We start from the raw sequence: 25,346 nt of genomic DNA, 5'->3' as shown, positions 1-25,346 counted from the left end.
GACAACTCCTTAGTGCTGGACTTGAACACGGCCACGGAACACGTAGTACTGATACAGGTTGTAGCCGATCATGACCGGGAACACGAGGGCGATACCGCACAACATGAAGGTCATGGTGGCGCTGTCGGACGCCGCCTCGGCCAGAGAGAGCTTGCCAGGTACCAGGTCCGGGAAGAGGCTGACCGCCAGGCCCGTGAACGATGCCAGGAACAGTCCGATGGCGCCGCGGAAGGGGCCATGGCTGGAGCCGATATGCAGCGCATACAGGATGTAGGCGCCGGCAAAGGCGGCCAGCAGGGCGAGCGGAATCAGGAAGGCCAGCACGTTCGCCTGCATCCAGCGTTCATGGCCGATTTCGCTGTACAGCATCGTGCCGGCAGACAGCAGAATGGCCGCAGCGACCGTCGCCATCAGCGCGCCCACGGCCTGGCGGCGCGATACTTCCACCAGCTCGCCATGCGCCTTCTTCACCAGGTAAGTCGCGCCAAGCAGCGCATAGCCGGCGATCACGCCCAGCGCGCACAGGGCCGTGAAGGAGTTGGCGAGAGCGCCCGGCTGCAGGCCGGTGATGACCTTGCCCAGCACTACACCCTGGCAGGCGGCGACGCCAAGGCTGCCGAGACCAAACACGATATCCCAGCCGCGTTTGTTCGAGGCCGCATGGCGGAACTCGATCGCCGCGCCGCGCATGATCAGGGTAGCGATCAGCAGCATAACGGGCACGTACAGCTGCTCCATCAACACCGAGTAGGCAAGCGGGAAGGCGCCGAACATGGCGCCGCCCAGGCACACCAGCCAGGTCTCGTTCGCATCCCAAACATGGCCGATGGACGCGTAGATCTGGTCGCGGTCCTCTTCGCGCCGCGTAAAGAGGCTAAGGATGCCCACGCCGAGGTCGAAACCGTCGGTAATCACATAGAACACCAGCATCAGGCCCATGAGGCCGAACCAGGCGTTGGTCAGAATTTCATGCATGATGACTCCTTAGATAGCAGGAGGTTGCAGCGCCAGATCGGGACCGGTGCGCAGCCACTTGCGGGCAAAAGTGAAGAACGCGGCAAGGAGCACGGCGTAGAAGACGATAAACATGGCGGAGCTGGAAAGCACGGCTCCTGAAGCTACCGAGGATGCGGCGTCGCTGGTACGCAGCAGGCCGTACACCGACCAGGGCTGGCGGCCGACTTCGCGCACTATCCAGCCGCATTCCACGGCGATATAGGGCAGGGGAATCGCCAGCGTCCAGGCCAGCAGCAGCTTGCGGCTGGAGAGCAGGGCGCTCAGCTGGCCACGTGCGCGGCGCATCGCCCATGCCGTCCACAGGGCCAGAGCCGCAAACAGCACACCAATACCGGCCATCACGCGGAAGGCGTAGTACAGCAGCGGAATCGCGGGAGGCTGGTCCTGCAGCGGAATATCGCGCATGCCCGTGACCTTGCCGTCCACCGTGTGCGTGGCCAGCATGCTCAGTGCATTCGGTACTTCGATCGACCAGTCATTGCGCTGTTCGGCCTTGTTCGGCCAGGCCAGCAGGGACCAGGAAGCGCCCTTGCCCGGAGCATTGGTCTCCCAGTGGCCTTCGATGGCTGCGCCCTTGGCCGGCTGGTTTTCGAAGATGGCCGCGCCGGCGGAGTCGCCCACCAGCACCTGCAGCGGCGCCACCACGGCCAGCATGCCCAGGGCGATCTTAAACGAGCGGGCAAAGAAGCCCATATTGCGGTGGCGGTAGAGATGCCATGCCGAGATGCCGGCCACAACACACAGGCCCGTTTCCATCGCGGCCAGCCACATATGGGCCACGCCATGCGCCATGCCGGGATTGAAGATCGCAGCCAGGTAATCCACCACGACCACGCGGCCGTTTTCAACGACCACGCCGGCCGGCGTCTGCATCCAGGAGTTTGCGACCATGATCCAGAAAGACGAGATGCTGGAGCCGAGCGCCACCATCGCCGTCGCGAACAGGTGCACGCCGCGCGGCACCTTGCCCCAGCCCCACAGCATCACGCCGATGAAGCCCGCCTCCAGCATGAAGGCCATCGCGCCTTCGAAGCCGAGGATATTGCCGATGAAGGCGCCGGTGAACTTGGAGAAGGGCGCCCAGTTGGTGCCGAACTGGAATTCCATGGGAATGCCGCTGACCACGCCCACCGCAAAGTTAAGCACCAGCAGCTTGCTCCAGTAGCGCACGTGATGGTAGTAGACCACTTCGCCCTTGCGTATCCACAGCGCTTCCATCACGAGAATGAAGGCGGACAGGCTGATGGTCAGGATGGGCCACAGGATATGGAAGATGGCGGTCAGCGCGAATTGGGCGCGCGACAGCAGCAGCGTAGTTTCATGCATTATCGCCTCCCTTGGCTGGGTGCAGCAGCACAGGGATGGACTTGGACGTTGGGGTGCCTGCGCCGACCGCCACGCTGGCCAGCGGCACCAGCGGATTGGTCTCCGGGTAGTAGGCGCCCACGCAGCCGCGCGGGATGTCGTATTCGACGAGCAGGAAATTGTCCGCCCGGCGCTCGACGCCGTCGTCCCACACGCTGGTGATGTCGACACGGTCGCCAGCCTTAAACCCCAGCATTGCCAGGTCGTCCTTGTTGATGAAGACCACGCGGCGCAGGCCGAACACACCGCGGTAGCGATCATCCAGGCCATAGATCGTGGTGTTGTACTGGTCGTGCGAGCGCGTGGTCATCATGGTCAACAGCTTCTTGCCGTGGATGGCGCGGGCGCGGTGCACGGCCGTATCGCGGTCGACGGCATTGACCACGAATTGCGCCTTGGCGCTGTCCGTCACCCATTCGCGCTCGCGCGAAGCCACTTTCAGATGGAAGCCGCCGGGCTTGGACACGCGCTCGTTGTAGTCGTAGAAGTCATCGAAGACTTTCTCGATATCGTCGCGGATCAGCGCATAGTCATTCACGCGGGACATCCAGTCGAACTTTTCGCTGCCCAGCGTGGCCTGGGCCATGCGCCCCACGATGGCGATTTCGGACAGAAGTTGCGGCGATGCCGGCTGGTTGATGCCGAAGGAAATGTGCACCATGCTCATCGAATCCTCGACGGTCACGCCTTGCGCCACGCCCTGTTGCAGGTCAATCTCGGTGCGGCCCAGCGTGGGCAGGATCAGCGCGTCGCGGCCGTGCACCAGGTGGCTGCGATTCAGCTTGGTCGAAATATGCACGGTCAGCTCGCACTGGCGCAGGCCGGCCCAGGTGAAGGGCGTATCCGGCGTGGCGCTGGAGAAGTTGCCGCCCAGGCCAACGAAGACCTTCACGCGGCCATCGATCATGGCCTGGATGGTGGAGACCACATCGTAGCCGTGATGGCGCGGCGGCTCGAAGCCGAATACATGCTGCAGGCGGTCGAGGAAGGCCTGTGTCGGTTGTTCCTCGATCCCCACGGTGCGGTCGCCCTGCACATTGGAGTGGCCGCGCACGGGACACAGGCCCGCGCCGGGGCGGCCGATATTCCCGCGCATCATCATCAGGTTGGACAGCATCTGGATGGTCGCCAGCGAATTCTTGTGCTGGGTCAGGCCCATGCCCCAGCAGGCAATCACGCGCTCGCTGCTGACGTAAAGGCGGGTCAGACGCTCGATCTGCTCGCGCTCAACGCCCGATTCCTCCAGCAGCACGTGCCAGCTTTCGTCGCGCAGGTCGCGTGCGAATTCGTGGAAGCCAATGGTGTGGCTCGCGATAAAGTCCGTATCCAGCACGCGCGGACGGCCGGCGGCCACCGCTTCATCATCCAGTTCCACGACGCGCTTGGCGACGGCCTTGATCAGGGCGAAGTCGCCGCTCAGTTTCGGCTGCACGAACATGGAGCTGATGCGGGTGGCGCCATTGGTCATCATTTCGAGAGGGCTTTGCGGGTCCTGGAAGCGCTCCAGGCCGCGCTCCTTCAGCGGATTGATGGACACAATGGAAGTGCCGCGCTTGGCGCACTCGCGCAGTTCGCCCATCATGCGCGGGTGATTGGTGGCCGGGTTCTGGCCGAAGATCATGATGGTGTCCGCTAGTTCGAAATCATCCAGCGTCACGGTGCCTTTGCCGATGCCCACGGTGCCAGGCAGGCCGCGGCTGGTGGCTTCGTGGCACATATTCGAGCAGTCGGGGAAGTTGTTAGTGCCGTACATGCGCACGAAAAGCTGGTACAGGAAGGCCGCCTCGTTGCTGGCGCGGCCTGAGGTGTAAAACGCAGCCTGGTTCGGATCTTCCAGCGCGTTCAGGTGGCGCCCGATCAGGGCGAAGGCTTCGTCCCATGCGATGGGCACGTATTTGTCGCTGCTGCTGTCGTAGACCATCGGATCGGTCAGGCGGCCGTGCTGCTCCAGTTCATAATCGGTCTGCTGCATCAGTTCCGTTACCGTGTGTTTCGCGAAGAACTCAGGACGCACGCGCTTGCTGGTGGCTTCGGCTGCGACGGCCTTCACGCCGTTCTCGCAGAACTCGAAGGTGGAAGCATGGTGGCGGTCGGGCCATGCGCAGCCGGGGCAGTCGAAGCCATCCGGCTGGTTCTGCGACAGCAGGGTGTTCAGGTTGCCGGCGCTGACGCGCTCGCGGTACAGGTTGAGGGCCACATATTTCAGCGCGCCCCAGCCGCCGGCGGCGTTGTGGTAAGGGGCGACATAGCCCTCGTTTTCTTTGTAAGCCATTTGATACGACTCCTTTCGCTAGGTGTCGCCAGTGTCCCTCCTGGGGGTGTTTCGCGGCGTGTACAGAATTGCGAGCGCCTGGGGAATACAGTGGCAGCCATCCGCAGGAAACTGTACTGCTGCGTTATACTGATTTTCATGAACCTGTATGAAACCCTAGCTGCCGACATTGAAGGCCAGGTCGCACGCGGTGTGCTGCTGGAAGGCGAAAAGCTGCCGTCCGTGCGGCAGACCAGTCAGCGCCGCAGCCTTAGCATCAGCACCGTGCTGCGCGCCTACTCGCTGCTGGAAAGCCGCGGCGTGATCGAGAGCCGCCCGCAATCGGGCTTCTTCGTGCGGCCGCGGCCCAAGGCGTCGGCGCGTCCGGCGGAAGCGCCGAAAGCGCTGGTGCTGTCTTCCGAAGTGGACGTGAGCCGCCTTGTGCTCTCCACGCTGCGCACGATCCGCACGCAGAATGCTGTACCCCTTGGCTCGCCATATCCGGACCCGGCGCCTTTTCCCTGGACGCGCATCAGCCAGTACGCGAACGCCATCGCGCGCCGCAACCAGCACTGGTCGGTGATGGATGACCTGCCGCCGGGGAATCCGCAACTGATCCGCCAGATCGCGCGGCGCCACCTGGAGAATGGACTGGCCATCGACCCGTCCGAAATCATCGTGACAGTGGGCGCCACGGAAGCGATCAATCTGTGCCTGCAGGCCGTGGCAAAGCCGGGCGACACCATCGTGGTCGAGTCGCCAACGTTTTACGCCATGCTGCACGCGATCGAGCGCATGGGCATGCGCGCGCTGGAGGCGCCCACCGATCCGAACGAAGGCATCAATATCGAAGCGCTGCGCAGCATTCTTTCCCAGCAGCGCGTGGCGGCCTGCATGGTCATGCCGAACTTCCAGAATCCGCTGGGCTTCCTGATGCCGGATGCGCGCAAGCGCGAACTGGTGGAGCTCCTGTCCCAGCACGATATTCCCGTCATCGAGAACGGCGTGTATGACGAGCTGTATTACGGCGACAGCCATCCGGTTTCGCTCAAGGCCTACGATACCAAGGGCCTGGTGCTGTACTGTTCTTCCTTCTCAAAGAGCCTGACCGCCAACTACCGCATCGGCTGGGCACTGCCGGGACGCTATACCGCCCAAGTGGAAAAGCTGAAGTTCCTCAACACGCTGACCACGCCCTCGCTGCCGCAGCTGGCCATCGCCGACTACCTGCAGCACGACGGTTACGACCGCCACCTGCGCCAGGTGCGCAAGGGCTATGCGCAGCGGGCGCGCATGATGGCGGCTGCCGTGCTGCGCTTCTTCCCGGAAGGGACGAGCGTGTCCGATCCGCAGGGCGGCTATGTGCTGTGGGTGGAACTGCCGGCCGGCGTGGACGCGATGCAGCTGTACGCGAAGGCGCTGGAACGCAAGATCACGGTCGGTCCCGGCCATATGTTCTCGGCGCGCGGCAGCTACACGAATTACATTCGGCTCAACTACAGCTATCCGTGGTCGAAGGAGATCGAGGATGCCTTGCGCACGCTGGGGCGCGTGATTGGGGAATTGTTATGAACGAAGACGCGTTGATGGCGCTGACGGAGTTGCTGGTGAAGCTGGCGGAGCTGGAGGCGGAGCGTCCCTGTTCGCTGGCGCGGCTGGCCAAGCAGTCGGGAAGGCCGATGAGCGGGCTGCTGCGGGAGCTGGCGGCGCTGGAGGAAATGGGGTTGGTGGAGCGGGATCTGGAGGCGTCGACTGTTCGGCTGAGCGGTGAGGGGCGGCGGTTTTGCGCTGACCTGCCGCGGAACTGATTAGAACCCACGGCAAAGAGCAGGTGTCTGCCACGATGTGGCAGACACCAGTTTTACGCCGTGGGTTTTTAACCGCCGGTGACCGGCGGGAAGAAGGCGACTTCGCAGTCGCGGGTGAGCTCGAATTCAGGACCGCACATGCGGTAATCGACAGACACGCGCAGCAGGCGCTGCGCCACAAAGGCCTCGGCCAGCGCTGGACTGCGCCCAGCAAGCCGTTCCTGCAACTGCGCCACGCTCAGGCGCGGCTCGGCAATTTCAATCTGGTCCGTGCTCATTCCGGCCTGCTCGCGCAAGCCGGCAAAGTAACGGATTCGTACTAGCATTCAACCTCCTACCAAAGACATGCGCACAACCCGGTGCGCGCGGGCGGCTGGGCCGCGCAATTCTGAGTAACGGTCGCCGCGCGCCTGCCACAGCGTGCGTACGCGCTCGGCCAGCGCCGCTTCCTGGCCGGAGCCCAGCCAGGGGCGCAGGTCCGTGCCTTCGATGGCGAACAGGCAGAGATAGATCTTGCCGTCCGCCGCCACGCGGGCGCGCGTGCAGTCGCCGCAGAAGGGATGGGACATGCTGGCGATGAAGCCAACGCTGCCCGAACCGTCGGCGTGGTGCCAGACTTCGGCCGTGTCGTGGCCGCGTGCCGCGCTGTCCGGCACCAGCGGGTAGTGCTGCTGGACGATGGCGCGGATGGCGTCCGCCGTGAGCACCTGGCCGGAATTCCAGCGGCTGGCGCCGCCGACGTCCATGTATTCGATGAAGCGCAACTGCACGCCGCTGTCGCGGAAGTGGTGGACCAGCGGCAGGATCTGACTCTCGTTCACGCCGCGCTCGATCACCGTGTTCACTTTCACAGGCGCCAGGCCTACGCGCTGCGCCGCCGCAATGCCTTCCAGGACGCGCGCCACGGGGAAATCGACGCCGTTCATGCGGCCTGCCAGCTTGTCGTCCAGCGCATCCAGGCTGACCGTGATGCGCTTCAGTCCCGCATCCTTGAGCGACTGCGCCTGACGCGCCAGCAGGGAACCGTTGGTGGTCAGCGCAATATCCAGTTCGCGGCCGGACGGCGTGCGCATGGCGGCCAAGGTTTCGATCAGCCTTGGCAAGTCCTTGCGCAGCAGGGGCTCGCCGCCGGTGAGCCGGATTTTCTCCACGCCGAGGCTGACGAAAGTGCGCGCCAGGCGGGCCAGTTCGTCGAAAGACAGGCGTTCGGACGATGTCATGAAAGGGAAATCCGGCCCGTAGCTTTCCTTCGGCATGCAGTAGGGGCAGCGGAAATTACACTGGTCGATCACTGACAAGCGCAGGTCTTTCAGCGGACGGCCACGGCTATCGAGGAGTTCTGGGGTTTTCATGGGGTACAGATTAGCCCCGGGACCAGTGGACCGGGCAGTACAGTCTGGGGGCTGGGGGAGGGATACAGCTTTGAAGTGCCGCTGCGGCTAGCAAAAACCCACGGCGTAAAGCTGGTGTCTGCCACATCGTGGCAGACACCTGGTTCACGCCTTGGGTTCTAAAGGGAGCCTGCGGCGCTTCAGGTGTACTGGTACGGCTTAACCGGCTCAATTTCGCTCGGAATCGGCCGCCCGCGCAGTTCGAGGACCGACCGCTCGATGGTGCGCGTCATCGCATCCAGCGCCAGGGCATTGGGCGCGAGGCTGAAAGGTTCTGCCACTTCATTGGCGATCGCCTCCAGCGCGATCAGGGTGTAGGAAATGAACAAGCACAGCAGGGGCGTGAAGAATTCCGTGGAATCGACCAGGGCGAAGGGGAGCAGTGCGCAGTAGGCGTAGACGGTCCGGTGCAGGAGCACGCTATAGGCGAAGGGAATGGGCGTGGAGGCGATCCGCTCGCAGCCGCCCAGGCATTTCTGCAGTTCGTTGACCTGGGCGTCCATCATCCAGCGCACCCCATCCGGGCCGGGTGCGAGGAGAGTGCGGATGTCGCTGAGGATGACAGCGCCCAGGTACTGCTTGCCGCGCAATTCAGCGGCACGCTCGGCACCAAGGCAGCGGGCGAGATCGGCGCCAGGGTCGGTGCCGCGCAGCTGGTGCTTCAGCACATAGGCAAAGGCGATCAGGTGGTCGGCCACGCGGATCTGCTGCGGCAGGTAGCTGAGGGATTGCGACACCAGTATGCGCGAGGACACCAGAATGCCACCCCACAGCAGCCGCGCTTCCGTGTAGCGCGCATAGCTGGCGTTGTTGCGGAAAGCGAGGAAGATGGCGAGCGTGAGGCCGAACAGCGTAAAGGGCGCGGGGCTGAGAGGAATCTTTTCCCCGAACACCCGGCCATGCGTGAACGCTGCGATGGTGCTCAGTATCGCCACCACGATCAGCTGCGGAATGATCGACAGCAGCACCGAGCCATTCCAGATGAACAGCATCCGAAACCAGTTTTGCATAGGCCGAACGATCATGATCTTCCCCGCAAGGATCAGGCGAGGCTCTCCAGCTCCTCGGAGATCACCTCCTGCCCGTGCTGCACGATGAATTCCTGGAACGAGGCGGCCACGGTCGGCATCGGGCGGTCGATCTTGTGGATCACGTGCCAGTCCGCCTGCACCGACATGCCCGGCACGGGCAGGGGCGTCAGCAGCCAGTTCTTGAGTTCCAGTGTACACGCATGCAGGGACAGGAAGGCCACGCCCAGCCCCGCCGCCGTCATGCGCTTGATTGCCTCGTTGCTGGACAGCTCGGAGCCGATCGACAGCGGCAGGCCCGCCGTGCTGAACAGCCTTTCGATGGCCGTGCGCGTGCCCGAACCGCGCTCGCGCACCAGCAGGTTGTAGTCCGCCAGGTCGGACAGCGCCAGATCCTTTTTCGTCAGCAGTGGATGCGTCGGCGCCACGAAGAAAGCCATGGGGTGGCGTGCAAAACGCGCCGCATGGGTGGGGAATTCGCGCGGTGGCGTGCCCATGATGGCGAGGTCGATCTCATTGCGGCTCAACATGCCGATCACTTCCGGCCGCGATCCCACCTGCAGCTTGATGCGCACATGCGGACGGCCCGTGGTGAAGCGCACCAGCATGGCCGGCAGCAGGTGCTCCGCCGTCATCACCGCGCCGATGCGCAAGGTACCGGAGGTCACGCCTTTCAGTGCCGCGATTTCGTCGCCCGCTTCCTCCCACAGCGTGAGCAGGCGCTCGGCGTAGCCGGCCAGGACTTCGCCGGCCGCCGTCATCTGGATGTTGCGTCCCTGCTTGCGCGTGAGCGGCATACCGGCCGCTTCCTCCAGCAGTTTCAGGTGAAGCGAGATCGCGGGCTGGGTCACGTGCAGTGCTTCGGCGGCGCGCGAAAACGCTCTCGTGGCGGGCCACCTGGACCAGGGCCTGCAGCTGTTTGAAGCTCGTCGGATACATAAGTCAAACCTTATTAATGTTCAGAGATTTTTTATTTTTATTTTATGGGATATTCCCCTATAGTCAAATCGTTATCACTACAGGCGAGGGAGTCGGTTATGGCAACACAGGCGGTAATTTTCGATTTGGCGACATTCAAACCCGGCATGCTGCAGCAGGCGCAGGACGATGGTTCCCATTGCGCACTGATCTCCGAACTGCCCCATCGCGAAGCCGATCAGCGGCTGCAATCGATGTTCGGCGATTCGGCGCACCACATTTTCTCGGTCGTGCTGGCGGGCGCCAATTTCAACAGCAGCGCACCCTTTGAAACCGTGCTGCGCATCCTGGACGTGGCGCCGGAAGACGCCCTGGCCGTTACCGATTCACCCCTGGCGCGCAAGGCAGCCCATAGCGCGCGCCTGAATATCAGCGGACCTTAAAGCAAACCAACCCGTGGAGGACAGCATGCAATCTATCGTTATCGTTGGTGGCGGTGTAGCGGGACTCGAACTGGCAACCCGGCTGGGACGCACTCTCGGCAAGAAAGGCCAGGGCCGCGTTGTGCTGGTGGATCGCGCTCCCACTCATTTCTGGAAACCCTTGCTGCATTCGGTGGCTGCCGGGACGATCGATCCCGCCGTGCACCACATAGACTATGCGCGGCAGGCGATGGATAACGGCTTCGAGTTTGTGTGCGGCGATGTGATGAATGTGGACAGGAACGGCCAGTCGGTAACCGTGCGCCGCCACCTGCCGCATGCGGCATCGACCGAGATTGTGCTGGCCTATGACCGTCTCGTGCTGTCCTACGGCGCGGTGACGAATTTCTTCGGCGTGCCCGGCGCCGCCGATCACTGCCTGTCGCTGGACACGGTGGCGCAGGCGGAGGCATTCCGCAAGCGCTTCCTGGACCGCTGCCTGTCCGCCGACATGGCGCGCCAGAGCCTGGACATCGTCATCGTCGGCGCCGGCCCCACCGGCGTCGAGCTGGCGGCGGACTTGCGCCACACCGTGGAAACGCTGGTGCGCTTCCGTGTGAGCCACTCGGAATTCAAGCGTGACGTGCGCATCCGCATCGTGGAGCGCGCCAACCGTGTGCTGCCGGGCCTCGATCCGGAAGTGTCGGCCGAAGTGGCGCGCAAGCTGGCCTCGATCGGCGTGGAGATCTGCACGGATACCGCAGTCGCGGAAGTGACCGACAACGCCGTCTACACGACGGACGGGCGCCGCTTCGCATCGGCCATCACCGTGTGGGCGGCGGGCGTGCAGGGTGCGGCGCTGGCCGGGCATCTGGGCCTGGCCCTGAGCCGCAACCAGCAGATCCTGGTCGACAAGCACCTGCAAACGATGGACGACGCGAAGGTATTCGCGATGGGCGACTGCTCGAATATCGTCAATCCGCAACGGCGCGCGATGGTGCCGCCCAGCGCGCAGGCCGCGCGCCAGCAGGCGATCTACCTGGCCGGCCACCTGCTGCGGCCGGAGGGCAAGCGCATGCGCTCCTTCCGCTACCGCGACTATGGCGCCATGGTTTCGCTCGGCCCGTTCGGCACGGTGGGCATCCTGCTGCGCGCGATCGGCAGCCGCAACGTGCATGTCAGCGGCGCTGTGGCAAAGCTGGCCTACCTGTGGTCCTACCAGCGCTATGTGATGTTCAACGTCGGCACCGTGCGCATGCTGGGGCAGATGCTGGGACGCTGGATGCTGTCCAAGACGGCCACGCCGATCAAGTGGCAGTAGGGCCGAGCGCCTCGGCGAGCGTATCGAGCAGGATTTCGCTGAGGCGCCGCACCGCCGGATTGGCGTCGCTGCCGGCGCGGTGCAGGGACAGGGAAACGCGGGGCAGGGCGGGCAGGCCGTAGGTGGCCGGGTCCAGCGCCTGCAGGGACTTGGGCATGCCGAAGGCGGTGCGCAAAGTGATGCCCAGTCCCGCTTCCGCCGCTGCATACAGGCCCGCCAGGCTGGCGCTGACAAACACCAGCTGCCACGGTATGCCCGCCGCATCCAGCGCGGCGATGCCCGCGCTGCGGAATTCGCAGGGCTGGTCGAAAGCCAGCAAGGGCAATTTTTCTCCCGGCGCCAGGCGCCAGTCCGGCCGGCCGACCCAGACGATCGGCAGCTCGGCGACCTTGACCGCATTGGGCGCGATCTCGCCGCTGCCCCAGCCGAGGGCCAGATCGAGTTCGCCCTTGCGCATCTGCTCCCCCAGGTGGGCGTTGCGCTCGGCGCGCACTTCCACCCGCACTTTCGGATGGGCGCGCGTGAAGCGCGCCAGCACAGCCGGCAGCCAGGTTTCGGCAAAGTCCTGCGGCATGCCGAATCGAACCCAGCCTTCCACTTCGCCGCCGCGCACCGTTTCCACCGCTTCGTCGTTCAGGTCCAGGATGCGTTTGGCGTAGCTGAACATGGCTTCGCCGGCGGTGGTCAGCACCAGCCCACGCCCGGATTTTTGCACGAGGTCCTGGCCGACCTGTTCCTCCAGCCGCCGCAGCTGGGTGCTGACGGCCGACTGCGAACGGCCCAGCCGGTCGGCGGCGCGGGCGAAGCTGCCTAGCTCAAAGGCGGTGGCAAAAGTGCGCAGCACATCCATGTCGAGATTGGTGCGGCTAGCCATTGTTCGATTTCCGTGAAGTATTGGTTTTAAAATTTCAAATTTACGAAAGTATTGTTCTCTTCTACGATGCAGTTGTCAACCAACCGCAGGAGAAAACATCATGCCTCTCGTTCAGATCAACCTCATCAAGGGCAAGTCCCGTGAATACATCAAGGCCGTCGCCGACGGCGTCCACAAGGCGCTGGCCGATGCCTTCAACGTGCCGGCCGACGACCGCTTCCAGCTGATCCACCAGCACGACGCGGACAGTTTCATCTATGACGCCGACTATTTCGGCATCCACCGCACCGACGATCTCGTCATCATCCAGATCAGCGCGGGCAACTGGCGCGATATCCCGACCAAGGAAAAGTTGTACGCGGCGATTGCGAACAACCTGTTCCAGGCGCCGGGCCTGCGCAAGGAGGACGTGATGATTTCGCTGATCCCGGTCGGCAAGGAAGATTGGTCGTTCGGGAATGGCCTGGCGTCCTATGTTACCGACAGGAGCAAATCATGAACGGCCTCGCAGCCCGTGGGCTGCTGCTGGTGGTGCTGGCGCTGGCCCTGCTGGTCGTCGCCGCATCAGGGCTGGTGGGCGCCGTGGCCGCACACAGCGTGTTCGACCCCGGCACAGGCGTGGCCATCCTCAGCTTCGCGCTGATGCTGATCACCCTGAACCAGGGCCTGGAAAGGCTGGGGAGGGTGCTGGCTCAGAAGTGATATTCCGCGCGCAGCATCGGCGTTTTCGCCGTGCTGCCCGGTATGCGGTGCGGGTTGCCGAACTTGTTGCGCCAGTACTGGTATTCGAAGCCGGCCTTCACTCGCCCCGGCTTCATTCCCACCGCGTTGCTGAAGTCATACATCAGCTGCGCATCGATATTCAGCTCGGGCGACGTCTGCGTGCCGAATTCGTCCAGCCCCTTGGCGGCGATATAGTTCATATAGCCTTCGAAGGTCCAGCCGCTCTCCACCGGCAGCGCCCACACGGCGTTCAGCATCGGATGCGTGTCGTAGTGGTAGCGCTCCGTGACGCCGACCGGGCGGTTGCTTTCCCACAGGGCGTAGATGCTCACGTTCAGCAGCCCGTTCACGGGCACCTTCAGTGTGGGGCCCAGCACCAGCATGCGCTTCTTCGAGCCATAGCCCGGATCGTTCTTCCAGTTGAAATCGGCGCCGGCGGTCAGACCGAAGCGCTCGCCGAGACTGAAGGTGTGCCGGTACAACAGATAGGCCTCGGTGGCGTGGCTGTCCACGTGGTCGGACTTCAGCACATCCAGGTTCACATAGTCGCTGCCATAGGCGCCGCCCCGCACGTGGGTGAGGCTGACAATATTCTTGCCTATATAAGAGGGGTTGAAGGGCTCGGCATAGTGACGGCCCACGCGGTAGCCCAGTGCGGTATCGCTCCAGTCGGCGGCGCAGGCGGGAGCGGCGCACAGCGCGCAAAGCAGGAAGGGAGATATTTTTGTCAACATATCTGGACACTATATCACCGCATGTCATGTTCCTGACATTCGGCGCGCCTATGATGCGCCACATTTGCGTGCCGTTGTTACCCGATGTCAAAACTTATTTCCGACCGCTATTGGCCCCTGGCCTGGCCCGTTCTGGCGCTGCTGGCGGTTGCCGCTTTCTGGCTGCTGGCGTTCAGCCGCGCCAGTAATGTGGCGACGCAGGCGGAACAGGCTGCGCGGCGCGAGGTCAGCGCACACGCCGACGCTTATGAGCAGTACCTGACCCGCACCATCGCCCAGATGGACCAGGTCACCATGCAGCTGAAGCACAGCTGGGAAAAGTCGGACGGCAAGCTGCAACTGGAAGCGCTGTACCGGGATGGCATGTTCACCGACCCTGCGTTCATCGAAGCGAGCGTGTTCGACCGGGAAGGCAAGCTGCTGAGCAGCGCGGGCCACAGCCGCCGCGGCGAGAACCTGCCTTCGTCGTTCAGCTACCACCAGAAGAATATTTCGAGCGCCTTGCGCATCGATGTCCCGGCCGGGAATGTGCGCGCCAACCAGCCCCTCGTGCAGTTCACGCGCCGCCTGGACGATGCGCAGGATGGTTTCGCCGGCGTACTGGCCCTTTACGTGGATGCGCGTTACCTGACGTCTTTTTACAACCGCCGCGTGCTGGGCAACGGCGGCTTCATTGCCGTCTCCGGCGACAACTCTGGCCTGCGCCTGGAGCAGCACGGCGGCAGCGTCCACATACAGGCGGGCGAATCGCTGTTCAGCATGGCGCCGGACTTCGGTGGCGCCAGCGGCATTTCGCTGGTCCAGGGTTCGGCCTTCCACGACGGCGCGGAGCGCATTCTCAGCTGGCGCCATTCGAGCGCCTATCCGGTGCTGGCGATGGCGGGCATGACGGCGGACGAAGCGCTGGCCCCGGCCCGCGCCGACTGGTCCGCGCGCAGGGAAGGGGCCTGGTGGTTCACCGCGCTGGCGCTGGCCGTGGGCGCGCTGGGATGGCGCCATGCCGCGCGCAGCGTGCGTTCGCGCCGCCGTGACGAGGAGGTGCAGCTCGCCTACCGCACCGCCACCGAACAGGCCAACGACGGTTTCTACCTCGCCAGCGCTATCCGCAACAGTCGCGATGAAGTGGTCGATTTCGAAGTGGCCGACTGCAATGAGCGCGGCGCCTTTTTCTATGGCCTGAACCGCGGCGAGCTGGTTGGCCGCCGCGTGTCGGAACTCGATGCGGCGGTGTTCGGCAGCTCGCTGCTGCCCATTTACCAGGCCGCGATGGCGTCTGGCTTCTACGAGGACGAGCGCCAGATGGCGCCCGGCGCCCACATGAACATCAGCTGGGGCTACCGCCGCATCATCCGCGTCGGCGACAGCCTGGCCATCACCTTGCAGGACATGAGCGCCCGCAAGCTGTACGAAAGCGACCTGGAACGCATGGCCAATCAGGACATGCTGACCGGCCTCGCCAACCGCCATTGGCTGCAGCGCTTCATGCCGCGCGCTATTGCCGCGGCGGCCGACCGCCAGGCGCAGCTTGGCCTGCTCTTCATCGGCCTGGACGACTTCAAGCAAGTCAACGACACCCTGGGCCACGCCGCCGGCGACCTGGTGCTGCAGACCGCGGCGCGCCGCCTGGAAGCTTTGCTGCGTGCGGGCAGCCAACTGGCGCGCGTGGGTGGCGACGAATTCGTCGTGCTGCTCGATCCGTTGGCGAACGAAGACGAAGCGGCCGGCATGGCCGAGCGCGTGCTGGCAGCGTTTGCCCGCCCGTTCTCGGTGGACGGCGGCACGGTCAGCGTGGGCGCCTCGGTTGGCATTTCGCTCTATCCGCGCGACGGCAGGGACCACGAAACCCTGCTGCGCCACGGCGACATCGCCATGTACTCCAGCAAGAACGAAAACAAGGGCAAGTACCGCTTCTTCGACCCCGTGCAGTACGTGGTGCTGACGGCGCGCGCGCAGTTGCAGCACAGTCTGCGCGCCGCCATCGACTCCGACCAGCTGCAGCTGCACTACCAGGCGCGCGTGGAATTGTCCACGGGCCGCCTGGCCAGTATGGAGGCGCTGCTGCGCTGGCAGCATCCGGAGCTGGGCATGGTGCCGCTGGCCAAATTCATCCCGCTGGCCGAAAGCAGCGGCCTGATCGTGCGCATCGGCGAACTGGTGATGGAGCGCGCCTGCGCCCAGCTGGCCGCATGGCGCGAGCAGGGCTTGCCGCTGGTGCCGGTGTCGGTGAATGTGTCGCCGCGGCAGTTCAGCTATGGCAGCATCCATTCGCAACTGGCGCTGCAACTGGCGCGCTATGCGATTCCGGCCCACTTGATTGAGGTAGAGATCACCGAGTCCGCCATGGTGGCCGACCAGCCGGAAGTGCAGGCCGAACTGGCGGCGATCCGCTCGCTGGGCGTGCGGGTGTATGTGGACGATTTCGGCACCGGCTATTCCTCGCTGTCCCAGCTGCAGAAGCTGCGCCTGGACGGCCTGAAGGTGGACAAGGCTTTCACCAGCGAGCTGGAACGTTCATCCGAGGGTAAGGTTTTCTTCCAGGCCATCATTTCAATGGCGCGTGCGCTGGGCATGGTGGTCGTGGCGGAAGGTGTGGAGACGGCACAACAGCTGTCCTTGCTGAAGGAACTGGGCTGCAACGAAGCCCAGGGCTACCACGTGGGACGGCCGGAACCCGCGGCGGACATGGCCCTGCGCCTGGCGACCACGGAATTGCCTGTGCTGGCTGATATTGGCTGAACGGAAACTCAATTTACTTCTCGTCATCTTCTCGTCACATACGAGAGATATGATGACGCTCGCCAGTTAACTCTGATCCCCTGCCGTGGACTTCGACGCTTCCCGCCGCCACCTGCCGCGCTTCCGCCAATCGACTGCCGCCGACCTGTGCGTGGCGACGGTCGCCGTGCCTTCGGACACCAGCAACAGCGCTGTGCACGAATTATTTACTGAACGACGTGACCTGATGAGCCTGCCCGTGCTGGAAGAGGGCAGGCCGATCGGGCTTATCAGCCGCAACATCTTCATGTCGCAGATGTCCAAGCCTTACTACCACGAGCTGTACGGCAAGAAGAGCTGCATCGCCTTCATGGACAAGGACCCGCTGATCGTCGATGCGGAGCTGAGCATCGAATCCCTGACTTTCCGCGCCGTGGAATCCGGGGAGAAAGCGCTGGCCGACGGTTTTATCATCACCCGCGACGGCGGCGAACTGGCCGGCGTAGGTTTCGGCCTGCAGCTGATGAACGTGGTCGCCAATATGCAGGCCGAGCGCAACCGCCAGATCATGCACAGCATCGAATATGCGAGCGTGATCCAGCGTTCGCTGCTGCGCAGCTCGCGCGAAGCCATTGCCACCGCGATGACGGACGCCCACCTTGAATGGCAGCCGCGCGATATGGTCGGCGGCGACTTCTTCCTGGTGCAGGAGCACCCGGAAGGGTGGTTCGCCGCCATTGCCGACTGTACCGGCCACGGCGTGCCGGGCGCCTTCATGACCCTGATCGCATCGTCCGTGCTGACCCAGGCCTTGCAGCAGATGGGCCCGAAAGATCCGGGCGCTTTGATGACTGAAACGAGCCGCGGCGTGAAAGCCATGCTGGGCCAGACCGAGGAACGCCGCTCGATGGCGGAATCGGACGATGGCCTCGATGCTGCCTTCCTCTGGTATGACCGCGCCGAGCGCCGCCTCAGTTATGCGGGCGCGCGGCTGGCGCTGCAGGTATTCACGCCGGAGCAGGAAGTCTCCAGCATCTGGGAAGGCGAGCGCGCGGGCCTCGGTTACGTCGATACGCCGGCGCAGCAGGTCTGGCCCAACCACACGATCCAGCTGGCCCCGGGCAGCATGGTCTTCGTGACCACCGACGGCCTGACCGACCAGATCGGCGGCCCCAAGGCCATCGCCTACGGCAAGCGGCGCGTGCGCGAACAATTGCTGGCGCGCCGCACCGAGTCCGCCGCTGTCGCCTCCGAAGGCTTGCTCAACGACTTGCGCGACTGGCAGGGCGAACAGCCGCGCCGCGACGACCTCACGTTCTTCTGTTTCCGCCCATGAGGAGCATTCCCTTGTTGTACGAAGAGTTCGAAGATTTCTGGCAGGTGGCGCAAAAGCGCCACGTTATTTTCTTTTACACTGGGTATTTCTCCCAGCACGTTGTCGCCGCGATCTCCGAAACCATCCGCGCCCGCCTGGATACGGCCGGCGCCGCGGGGCCGACGCGCCGCCGCATTTTCTCGGCTTTCGTGGAAATGTCGCAGAACATCATGCACTACTCGTCCGAGGCGCTGACGCCGCCGGCGGAGCGCGAGCACCAGATGCGCCGCGGCTCCTTCTGCATCGGCAACCGCGAAGACCACTTCTTCCTGCTCAGTGCCAATCCGGTGCGGACGGAAAAGGTTGAATCGATCCGGGCGCGCCTGGAGCCCCTGCGCACGATGACGGTCGATGAAATCAAGAGCGCCTACAAGAAGGCGCTGCGCGATCCCGCGCCCGAGGACAGCAAAGGCGCAGGCCTGGGCTTCCTGACGATGGCGCGCGAAGCCAGCGAGCCACTGGAATTTGAATTTGTCCCGGCGCCCAACGACCCGGACACCACCATCTTTTGCATCAAAGCGATCATCTGAACCATGGAATCCCTGTTCATCGCCGCCTCGCCAGCCTCCCCGGAAGTCGACTTCCGCTTTGCAGAGAACACGCTGTCGCTCAAGGGCGAGTCCTATCCCGAAAACGCGGCCGCCTTCTATGGCCCGGTCATCGAGCGCCTGCGTGCCTACTTGGCCGAGTGCAATGACGCCGACATCACCGTCAACGTCTCCCTGGCCTATTTCAACAGCTCCAGCACCAAGATGCTGTTCTCCCTGTTCGAAGCGCTGAACGATGCCGCGCAGGCCGGCAACTCGGTTGAACTGAACTGGTATCGCGACGAGGAAGACGACACCATCCAGGAATTCGGCGAAGAGCTGCGTGACGATTTCCCCGCGCTGCAATTCAACGACCGGCCCATATGATGAGAGCTGTAAGCGCCGTGGCGTCTGACGCGCCGGACCTGTTCGCCAGTGAGCAGGCCGCGCTGGATGCCGCACGCGCCGCGCATGCCGGCAACGGCGATGCGCAGCAGGCGCTGGGCGAGCTGCTGCTGCATTACGAAAGGCTGCTGCGCGAAACGCGCCGTCTGGTGCAGCGCAGCGACCGCGCCGAACGCAATATGAATCTGCTGAACCTGCGCCTGCAGGAGCTGGCCAGCCAGCTGGAGTACCGCGCAAGCCACGATCCGCTCACGGGCGCCCTGAACCGCGCCGCGGTGATCGAACACGCCAGCGAACTGCTGATGCAGGAAGACGTGGTGCTGATCGTGCTGGACATCGACCACTTCAAGCAAGTCAACGACACCTTCGGCCACCCGGCCGGCGACGCCGTGATCCAGACCGTGGTGTGCTGCCTGAGCGAGCTGCTGGGCGATGGCGCGGCCATCGGCAGGGTAGGGGGCGAAGAGTTTTCCGTCGTGTGGTCCGGGCTGACCGCCACCGAAGGCCGCCTGCTGGCCGAACTCATCCGCGCCGCGATCGAAGCCCAGCTTCACCCCGCGCCTATCTTCCGCCCCGTTACGGCCAGCGTTGGCGTCAGCTGGAATGCGCGCGGCAGCACCTTCGAGCAAGCCTACAGCCGCGCCGACCAGGCCCTGTACCGCGCCAAGCGCAGTGGCCGCAACTGCGTGTGCCTGTCTGATTAAGGACTCACCATGAACCCGCCCGTCAAATACACCCGCTTCGTCCCTGTCTTCCCCGAGCAGGACAGCGAAGCCATCGTCTGCAAGGCCCAGGCCCTGCAGGAATCGATCGGCACCCGCGCCGCCGTCGAATACATGAAGTCCGCCGGCGTCGGCGCCGACCTGATCTCCGCCGCACTGCACCCCACCACCCACACCGCCTGAGGCGGCGTTCCCTGACCGGGGTCTAGACCGGGGTCAGATCGACATTCGGACACGAACTCGTCCGCGCATCGTCTGGCCTGACCAGGCGGCGATAGCGCGCTTGATTCGGCCGCACTGGGCCGGCCACTTGCTCGCCGCAAGAGGGGGAGCATGGCGTTGCGGAACGCCGTACATCCTCGTTAAAGCGGGGCATGTTCAGTTCGCATCACTGCAAAACCACGGAAGGTGGTAAGGCCAGGTGATTCGACCGGGTGCAGGTTTGACACACCTGCGGCACAGCAACTGCTACACGCGACTCCGATTGGGTGGTGCAAAAACGCAACGAATTGATTGGATCTGGTCCGGCCAGACCGAGAGTTGTAATTTTCGCTTGTTCAAAGTGGTCCGGCCAGTTTAGTATTTGGCTGTACCAGAGAAAATAAGTGATCGAGCCAATTCGATCGTCAACCGGAGGAGACAAATGAATTCTGCACGCCGACCCGATTTCCAACGTGCTGCGCTGGCGTCTGCCGTCGCTGCCGCCGTCCTGCAAATGGCCGGCCAGGCACACGCCCAGACCGAGACCAAGGCTGAGCCGGTCCAGGCAGTGGTGGTGACGGGCTCGCTGATTCGCCGCGTAGCTGACGAAGGCGCAACCCCTCTCGTTACCACCAAGGCGTCCGACCTGGAAGCCCGCGGTAACGTTGAACTGAAGGACTTCGTGCTGGAGCAGCCGCAATCGCTGTCCCTGGGCACCAACTCCGGCGCTGCCGGTCCGATCACCAACCTGCGCGGCCTTGGCCCGATGCGTACGCTGACCCTGCTGAACGGCCGCCGCCTGGCGAACGAGCCGCTGCAGGACCAGTATGTGTCCGTGAACGTGATTCCGCGCATGGCGCTGGACCGCGTTGAAACCCTGAACGGCGGCGCGGCATCGACCTACGGTGCGGACGCGATCGGCGGTGTGCAAAACTACCTGACCAAGCGCGGCTTCAAGGGCTTCAATATCAAGGGCGAATACGCCACGCCGGAAATGAGCGGCGGCGGCACCACCAAGAGCATTGGCGCCATCGCCGGTTTCGGTAACCTGAGCTCCGACGGCTGGAACGCCTACATTGCGGTCGACCACCAGGAAAAGAATGCGCTGTTCCAGAAGGACCGTCCGGAGCAGCATGACCCGGCCATCCTGCGCACGCTGGGCCTGGGCATCACGCCGGACGCGCGCAATGCTTCGCCGATCGCCAACTTCGGCTTCACCCGCGCTGCCAACACCAACTACAACCCGACCTTCGCCTCCGGTTGCGTCGCGCCTTACTCGATGGCGACCCTGGGCAATAACAGTACCGCCGCAACGCCAACCTATGCGCCGGGCTGCGCACGCAATCCGCTGTACTGGACCGCTGTTACCGACGGCAGCGACATCACCACCGTCAGCAGCCGCGCCAGCCTGAATCTGCCGGGCGGCCACAAGATCGACCTGGACCTGCTGCACGCGAACTTCACCGTGCAGAAGTACCGCGGCATGCAAGTTCCGGGTTCCACTAATCCGTTCACCACGTATTCGCTGTCCCCGACCAACAAGTACTATCCGGGCAATGGCATCACCCCGGCCGTGCAGGTGGTGGGCAGCAATACCGGCAGCAACACGCCAACCATGTTCATCGACCAGGCCAAGACTCCGGGCACGGTCAGCAATCTGAACATGAACAACCGCAGCATCTACTTCCAATGGGGTCCTGCTGAACTGGGCCCGGCCTACCGTAACGATGAACAGACCAACGACCGTATCGTGCTGTCCGCGGAAGGCGAGGTGCTGGGCTGGGATTACCGCGTGGGCCTGAACTACGGCCAGTCCAAGCGCGATACCCGCGCTGGCGAAGGCTATGTGCTGTACTCCAAGATCCAGCAGGGCTTCGACCAGGGCATCCTGAATCCATTCGGCCTGCAGGACGCCGCCGGCACGGAATACCTGAAGAATGCGCAGGCGCTGGACTATACCTACCGCCTGAACAAGGCCTACAACAAGAGCGTCGATGCCACCGTAACCCGCAAGGTGTGGGAACTGCCGGGCGGCGACGTGATGCTGGCAGTGTCCGCCGAAGCGCGTGAAGACTCTGCACGTACTTTCGACGCTCCGCTGGACTATGTGCTGAAGAAGGCCGATGGTTCCTACAACATCGACAAGGCCGGCAACGTGGTGCAGTCCGACCTGGTGGGCGAAACCCCGCAGGGCGTAGGCAAGAAGATCAAGCGCCAGATTACTTCGCTGATGTTCGAGGTCGATGCTCCGATCACCGACAAGTTCCTCGTCAACGGCGCCGTGCGTGCCGACCACTACGATGACCTGAAGCAGACCACCGTCAATCCGAAGCTGGCCTTGCGTTACCAGCCGATCCAGCCGCTGGTGCTGCGCGGCTCCGTATCGACCGGCTTCCGTGCGCCGTCCATCATCGATATCCAGAACCCGACGCCGGAAGTGCGTACCCAGGTGATGGACGATCCGGTGCTGTGCCCAAGCTCGCAGCCGACCGTTGCCGGCACCGGTACGCCAAAGGCGCCGTTCACCGCGGACCAGGTCTGCAACGTGGAAACCGCCTACTGGACCAAGTCGCCGAACAACTCCTTCCTGAAGCCGGAAAAATCGCGCGGCTTCTCCTTCGGCTTCGCTCTGGAGCCGGTGAAGGATCTGTCGATCACCGTCGACTACTGGGGCATCAAGCTGCGCGACGTGCTGGGCGCCGTAACCATCGCGGAAGTGCAGCAGAATCCGGCCAAGTACGCCGAATTCTTCGTGCGCAAGGCCGACGGCACCATCGATCACATTGTGGCCAGCCAGGCGAACCGCGGGCAGACCCGCATCCGCGGTGCTGACGTGTCGGCAAGCTACCGCTTCCCGAAAACCAGCTGGGGTACTTTCGATGCGCAGCTGGACGGCACCTGGTATCACAAATATGAGTTCCAGTCCGAGAAGGATGGTGCATGGCTGTCGAACGTCGGCATCATCACCAACGATGGCCGTTATGGTGGCGCAGGTCCGAACTCCGGCCTGGCAGGCATGCCGCAGATTAACCCGCGCTGGAAGCACACTGCGTCGCTGACCTACGGCTACGGCGACTGGAAGGGCACGCTGTCGCAGCGCTATAACACTGGCCTGACCGACCTGACCCCGCGCGCCGGCTCGACCTACACCAAGGTGGATGCATACAGCCAGTTCAACGTGAACGTGCGTTACAGCGGCATCAAGAACACCGTGGTCTCGTTCGGCGTGAATAACATCACGCAGGAATGGCCGCCGCTGACCGCCAACACCATCTACAGCGGTGGTTACGTCACCAGCCTGGCCGATATGCTCGGTCGCGTTTATCGCCTCTCCGTGGAATACAAGTTCTAAGACTTGTGTCCCTTCGCCGCGGGCCCGGTTTGCCGGGTCCGCGGCATCTTCCTCTGAGCGCCCTATGACGCTACGCCTGCTCGTTTGTGTCTCAGTGTTTGCCCTGTCCGCCAGCTTTGCCGCTGCCGCTGCTGACATCGACCGCCGCGCGCTGGTCACTCGCCACAATCCCCACCTTACGGCCATCGACACAATGGCGCCGCTCAGCGTAGGCAATGGCCGCTTCGCCTTCACCGCCGACGTCACCGGCCTGCAGTCGCTGCCGGACCACTACTGGAAAACCGGCACGCCAGTCGAAACCCAGGCGCGCTGGTCGTGGCACAGCAACGCCAACCCGAACCGCTACAAGTTGTCCGACGCCAACCGCGACTACACCGCCTATGGCCGCACCCTTGGCTACGCCACGCAACAGAATTCCCCAGCCGGCCAGTGGCTGCGCCAGAACCCCCACACCCAGCCGCTGCCGCAGATCGGCTTCGTCATTCCCGCGCCCGCCGGGCGCCCGCTGACGCTGGCCGACATCACCGCCGTAGACCAGCGCCTCGACCTCTGGTCCGGCCGCCTGACCAGCCGCACCGCGCTGCTCGGCCATCCGGTCATCGTCACCAGCGCCGCAAGCCCCGACAGCGACACACTGGCGCTCCGCATCAAATCAAGCGCACTGGCTGCAGGCAAACTGGCCGTCCGCATCGCCCTCCCATTGGGCTACGACTTAGGCGTCCGCCACAACCCACCCCGCGACTGGTCGCAGCCCGACGCCCACAGCACCACCATCCTTGACCAGACCGCGCGAACGCTGGTCATCGAACACCGCCGCGACGCCAGCCGTTACTTCATGACCCTGTCCGCCGCCGCGCCAATAAAAATCAGCCGCACCAGCGACCACACCTTCGAAATCCTGCCCGCCAAAGGCGACACGCTGGACCTCACGCTAGCCTTCGCGGAAAACGCCCGCGCCCCTGTACAAAACGCCGAAGCAGTCTTCTCCAACAGTGACAAGCACTGGCGCGCCTACTGGCAATCCGGCGCCGCCGTAGACTTCAGAGGCAGCACCGACCCGCGCGCGAAGGAACTCGAACGCCGCGTCGTGCTATCCCAATACCTGACAGCGCTGCAACTGGGCGACACCATCCCCGCCCAGGAAAGCGGCCTGACCACCGCCACCTGGTACGGCAAGCACCACACGGAAATGGTCTGGTGGCACACCGCCCATTTCGCCCTGTGGGGACGCCCGCAATACACGGCGCGCACGCTGAGCTGGTACCAGCGCATCCTGCCATCCGCCCGAGCCGTGGCGGAAGAGCGCGGCCTGAAAGGCGCCCGTTGGATGAAGATGACAGGCCCTGAGGGCAGGGAGAGCCCGGGCGGTAACCCGCTCATCGTTTGGAACCAGCCGCACGTCATCCATCTTGCGGAGCTGATGTACCGCGCCGACCCGTCGCCCGCCACGCTCGAGCGCTACCGCGAGCTGGTATTCGAAACGACGGATGCCATGTCGTCCATGCTGCACTGGGACGCCGACGGCAAGCGCTACGTGCTTGGTCCGCCCCTATGGATCGCACAGGAAATCTACGACCAGTCCACCAGCATGAACCCCGCGTATGAATTGAGCTATTGGGCCTGGGGCCTGGAAACCGCCCAGCGCTGGCGCGAACGCCTGGGCATGGCGCGCAATCCCGAGTGGGAAGATCGCCGCATGCATCTCTCAGCGCTGCCGCAGAAGGACGGCAAATACGTCGCCCTGGAATCGCACCCCGACACCTGGGACAACGTCGACAGCCGCCACGACCACCCATCCTTCCTGATGGCGCTCGGACAACTGCCGGGTGACGGCGTCGATCCCGCCATCATGCGCCGCACGCTGGACGCGGTGCTTGCCAACTGGGACTGGGCTACCAAGATCTGGGGCTGGGACTACCCGATGATTGCCATGACCGCCGCGCGCCTGGGCGAAACGCAGAAGGCTGTCGACGTGCTGCTCAAGTCCGATGGGCCGAATAATGGCTACACGGCCGCCGGCCATAATCCCAACAAGGGCCTGCCCGTCTACCTGCCCGGTAACGGCGCGCTGCTCGCCGCCGTCGCGCTGATGGCCGGCGGCTGGGACGGCGCCCCCAACCGGCCCGCACCCGGCTTCCCCTCCGACGGCCGCTGGACCGTGCGCGCCGAAGGCTTCAAACGACTGCCATGAGAGCCA

At 64.0% G+C, this 25,346-nt stretch carries 23 protein-coding genes; 14 read left to right on the top strand and 9 right to left on the bottom strand.

The window, feature by feature from the left end; all coding sequences use genetic code 11:
- Positions 1-9 precede the first annotated feature (9 nt).
- Genes ACHMW6_RS21595 through ACHMW6_RS21585 form a run of 3 tightly spaced genes read right to left on the bottom strand, consistent with a single transcriptional unit; the run spans position 10 to position 4,654 of the window.
- Entirely contained in the window at positions 10-975 is a 966-nt protein-coding gene (locus ACHMW6_RS21595) for a cytochrome d ubiquinol oxidase subunit II (RefSeq protein ID WP_395399786.1), read from the bottom strand.
- A 9-nt stretch (positions 976-984) separates the two neighbouring features.
- Complete coding sequence (locus ACHMW6_RS21590; protein ID WP_395399784.1) at positions 985-2,343, bottom strand: cytochrome ubiquinol oxidase subunit I; 1,359 nt, start codon at positions 2,341-2,343, stop codon at positions 985-987.
- On the bottom strand, positions 2,336-4,654 hold the full coding sequence (locus tag ACHMW6_RS21585) for an FdhF/YdeP family oxidoreductase (protein WP_395399782.1): 2,319 nt from the start codon (positions 4,652-4,654) through the stop codon (positions 2,336-2,338). Before ACHMW6_RS21585 ends, ACHMW6_RS21590 begins: the two co-directional genes overlap by 8 nt.
- A gap of 138 nt (positions 4,655-4,792) precedes the next feature.
- On the opposite strand from ACHMW6_RS21585, the gene ACHMW6_RS21580 reads away from it, so the two are divergent.
- Both ACHMW6_RS21580 and ACHMW6_RS21575 read left to right on the top strand, forming a co-directional pair.
- Complete coding sequence (locus tag ACHMW6_RS21580) at positions 4,793-6,205, top strand: PLP-dependent aminotransferase family protein (protein WP_395399780.1); 1,413 nt, start codon at positions 4,793-4,795, stop codon at positions 6,203-6,205.
- Complete coding sequence (locus tag ACHMW6_RS21575) at positions 6,202-6,441, top strand: helix-turn-helix domain-containing protein (RefSeq protein ID WP_395399778.1); 240 nt, start codon at positions 6,202-6,204, stop codon at positions 6,439-6,441. Before ACHMW6_RS21580 ends, ACHMW6_RS21575 begins: the two co-directional genes overlap by 4 nt.
- Before the next feature lie 68 nt (positions 6,442-6,509).
- Here ACHMW6_RS21575 and ACHMW6_RS21570 read toward each other — a convergent pair whose 3' ends face one another.
- From ACHMW6_RS21570 to ACHMW6_RS21555, 4 genes are all read right to left on the bottom strand, one after another.
- Entirely contained in the window at positions 6,510-6,767 is a 258-nt protein-coding gene (locus ACHMW6_RS21570; protein ID WP_395399776.1) for a MoaD/ThiS family protein, read from the bottom strand.
- Complete coding sequence (gene moaA, locus ACHMW6_RS21565; protein WP_395399774.1) at positions 6,768-7,793, bottom strand: GTP 3',8-cyclase MoaA; 1,026 nt, start codon at positions 7,791-7,793, stop codon at positions 6,768-6,770. It lies immediately after the preceding gene.
- Positions 7,794-7,972: 179 nt separating this feature from the next.
- A complete protein-coding gene (locus tag ACHMW6_RS21560) occupies positions 7,973-8,857 on the bottom strand; it encodes a bestrophin family protein (RefSeq protein WP_395399772.1) in 885 nt (294 codons plus the stop codon).
- Positions 8,858-8,874: 17 nt separating this feature from the next.
- Positions 8,875-9,711 (bottom strand): LysR substrate-binding domain-containing protein, encoded by an 837-nt coding sequence (locus ACHMW6_RS21555; protein WP_395399770.1) that lies wholly within the window; start codon positions 9,709-9,711, stop codon positions 8,875-8,877.
- A gap of 213 nt (positions 9,712-9,924) precedes the next feature.
- On the opposite strand from ACHMW6_RS21555, the gene ACHMW6_RS21550 reads away from it, so the two are divergent.
- Both ACHMW6_RS21550 and ACHMW6_RS21545 read left to right on the top strand, forming a co-directional pair.
- Positions 9,925-10,221 (top strand): hypothetical protein, encoded by a 297-nt coding sequence (locus ACHMW6_RS21550; RefSeq protein WP_395399768.1) that lies wholly within the window; start codon positions 9,925-9,927, stop codon positions 10,219-10,221.
- A gap of 25 nt (positions 10,222-10,246) precedes the next feature.
- Positions 10,247-11,521: an NAD(P)/FAD-dependent oxidoreductase gene (locus ACHMW6_RS21545; protein ID WP_395399766.1), complete on the top strand. Its 1,275-nt coding sequence runs from the start codon at positions 10,247-10,249 to the stop codon at positions 11,519-11,521.
- Here the strand turns inward: ACHMW6_RS21545 and ACHMW6_RS21540 are convergent.
- Positions 11,508-12,395: a LysR substrate-binding domain-containing protein gene (locus tag ACHMW6_RS21540; protein WP_395399764.1), complete on the bottom strand. Its 888-nt coding sequence runs from the start codon at positions 12,393-12,395 to the stop codon at positions 11,508-11,510. The genes ACHMW6_RS21545 and ACHMW6_RS21540 overlap by 14 nt on opposite strands.
- Positions 12,396-12,495: 100 nt before the next feature.
- On the opposite strand from ACHMW6_RS21540, the gene ACHMW6_RS21535 reads away from it, so the two are divergent.
- Entirely contained in the window at positions 12,496-12,894 is a 399-nt protein-coding gene (locus ACHMW6_RS21535; RefSeq protein ID WP_395399762.1) for a tautomerase family protein, read from the top strand.
- Positions 12,891-13,097 (top strand): hypothetical protein, encoded by a 207-nt coding sequence (locus tag ACHMW6_RS21530; protein ID WP_395399760.1) that lies wholly within the window; start codon positions 12,891-12,893, stop codon positions 13,095-13,097. Before ACHMW6_RS21535 ends, ACHMW6_RS21530 begins: the two co-directional genes overlap by 4 nt.
- On the opposite strand, the gene ACHMW6_RS21525 is transcribed toward ACHMW6_RS21530, so the two are convergent.
- The gene (locus ACHMW6_RS21525; RefSeq protein WP_395399758.1) at positions 13,088-13,852 is read right to left on the bottom strand and encodes an outer envelope protein; all 765 of its coding nucleotides are present in this window, start codon (positions 13,850-13,852) and stop codon (positions 13,088-13,090) included. The two genes, ACHMW6_RS21530 and ACHMW6_RS21525, sit on opposite strands and share 10 nt — an antisense overlap.
- Positions 13,853-13,936: 84 nt before the next feature.
- Here ACHMW6_RS21525 and ACHMW6_RS21520 point away from each other — a divergent pair, with 84 nt between their 5' ends.
- From ACHMW6_RS21520 to ACHMW6_RS21485, 8 genes are all read left to right on the top strand, one after another.
- The gene (locus ACHMW6_RS21520; RefSeq protein ID WP_395399756.1) at positions 13,937-16,588 is read left to right on the top strand and encodes an EAL domain-containing protein; all 2,652 of its coding nucleotides are present in this window, start codon (positions 13,937-13,939) and stop codon (positions 16,586-16,588) included.
- An 85-nt stretch (positions 16,589-16,673) separates the two neighbouring features.
- Entirely contained in the window at positions 16,674-17,903 is a 1,230-nt protein-coding gene (locus tag ACHMW6_RS21515) for a SpoIIE family protein phosphatase (protein WP_395399754.1), read from the top strand.
- Between the two features lie 11 nt (positions 17,904-17,914).
- A complete protein-coding gene (locus ACHMW6_RS21510) occupies positions 17,915-18,472 on the top strand; it encodes a SiaB family protein kinase (protein WP_395399752.1) in 558 nt (185 codons plus the stop codon).
- Between the two features lie 3 nt (positions 18,473-18,475).
- Positions 18,476-18,856 carry a DUF1987 domain-containing protein gene (locus ACHMW6_RS21505; protein ID WP_395399750.1) on the top strand — a complete coding sequence of 127 codons (381 nt, stop codon included), beginning with the start codon at positions 18,476-18,478 and terminating at the stop codon, positions 18,854-18,856.
- Positions 18,856-19,578: a GGDEF domain-containing protein gene (locus tag ACHMW6_RS21500; protein WP_395408683.1), complete on the top strand. Its 723-nt coding sequence runs from the start codon at positions 18,856-18,858 to the stop codon at positions 19,576-19,578. Before ACHMW6_RS21505 ends, ACHMW6_RS21500 begins: the two co-directional genes overlap by 1 nt.
- Before the next feature lie 9 nt (positions 19,579-19,587).
- The gene (locus tag ACHMW6_RS21495) at positions 19,588-19,779 is read left to right on the top strand and encodes a hypothetical protein (protein ID WP_395399749.1); all 192 of its coding nucleotides are present in this window, start codon (positions 19,588-19,590) and stop codon (positions 19,777-19,779) included.
- Positions 19,780-20,239: 460 nt separating this feature from the next.
- Positions 20,240-23,149 carry a TonB-dependent receptor domain-containing protein gene (locus ACHMW6_RS21490; protein WP_395399747.1) on the top strand — a complete coding sequence of 970 codons (2,910 nt, stop codon included), beginning with the start codon at positions 20,240-20,242 and terminating at the stop codon, positions 23,147-23,149.
- A gap of 64 nt (positions 23,150-23,213) precedes the next feature.
- Positions 23,214-25,340 (top strand): hypothetical protein, encoded by a 2,127-nt coding sequence (locus ACHMW6_RS21485; RefSeq protein WP_395399745.1) that lies wholly within the window; start codon positions 23,214-23,216, stop codon positions 25,338-25,340.
- The last annotated feature ends 6 nt before the right edge of the window (positions 25,341-25,346 follow it).

This window comes from Pseudoduganella sp. UC29_106 (genome assembly GCF_044055365.1).
Classification (GTDB): Bacteria; Pseudomonadota; Gammaproteobacteria; order Burkholderiales; family Burkholderiaceae_D; genus Rugamonas.
Note: the sequence above shows the minus strand (reverse complement) of the source record. Positions and strands in the feature narration are given on the sequence as shown.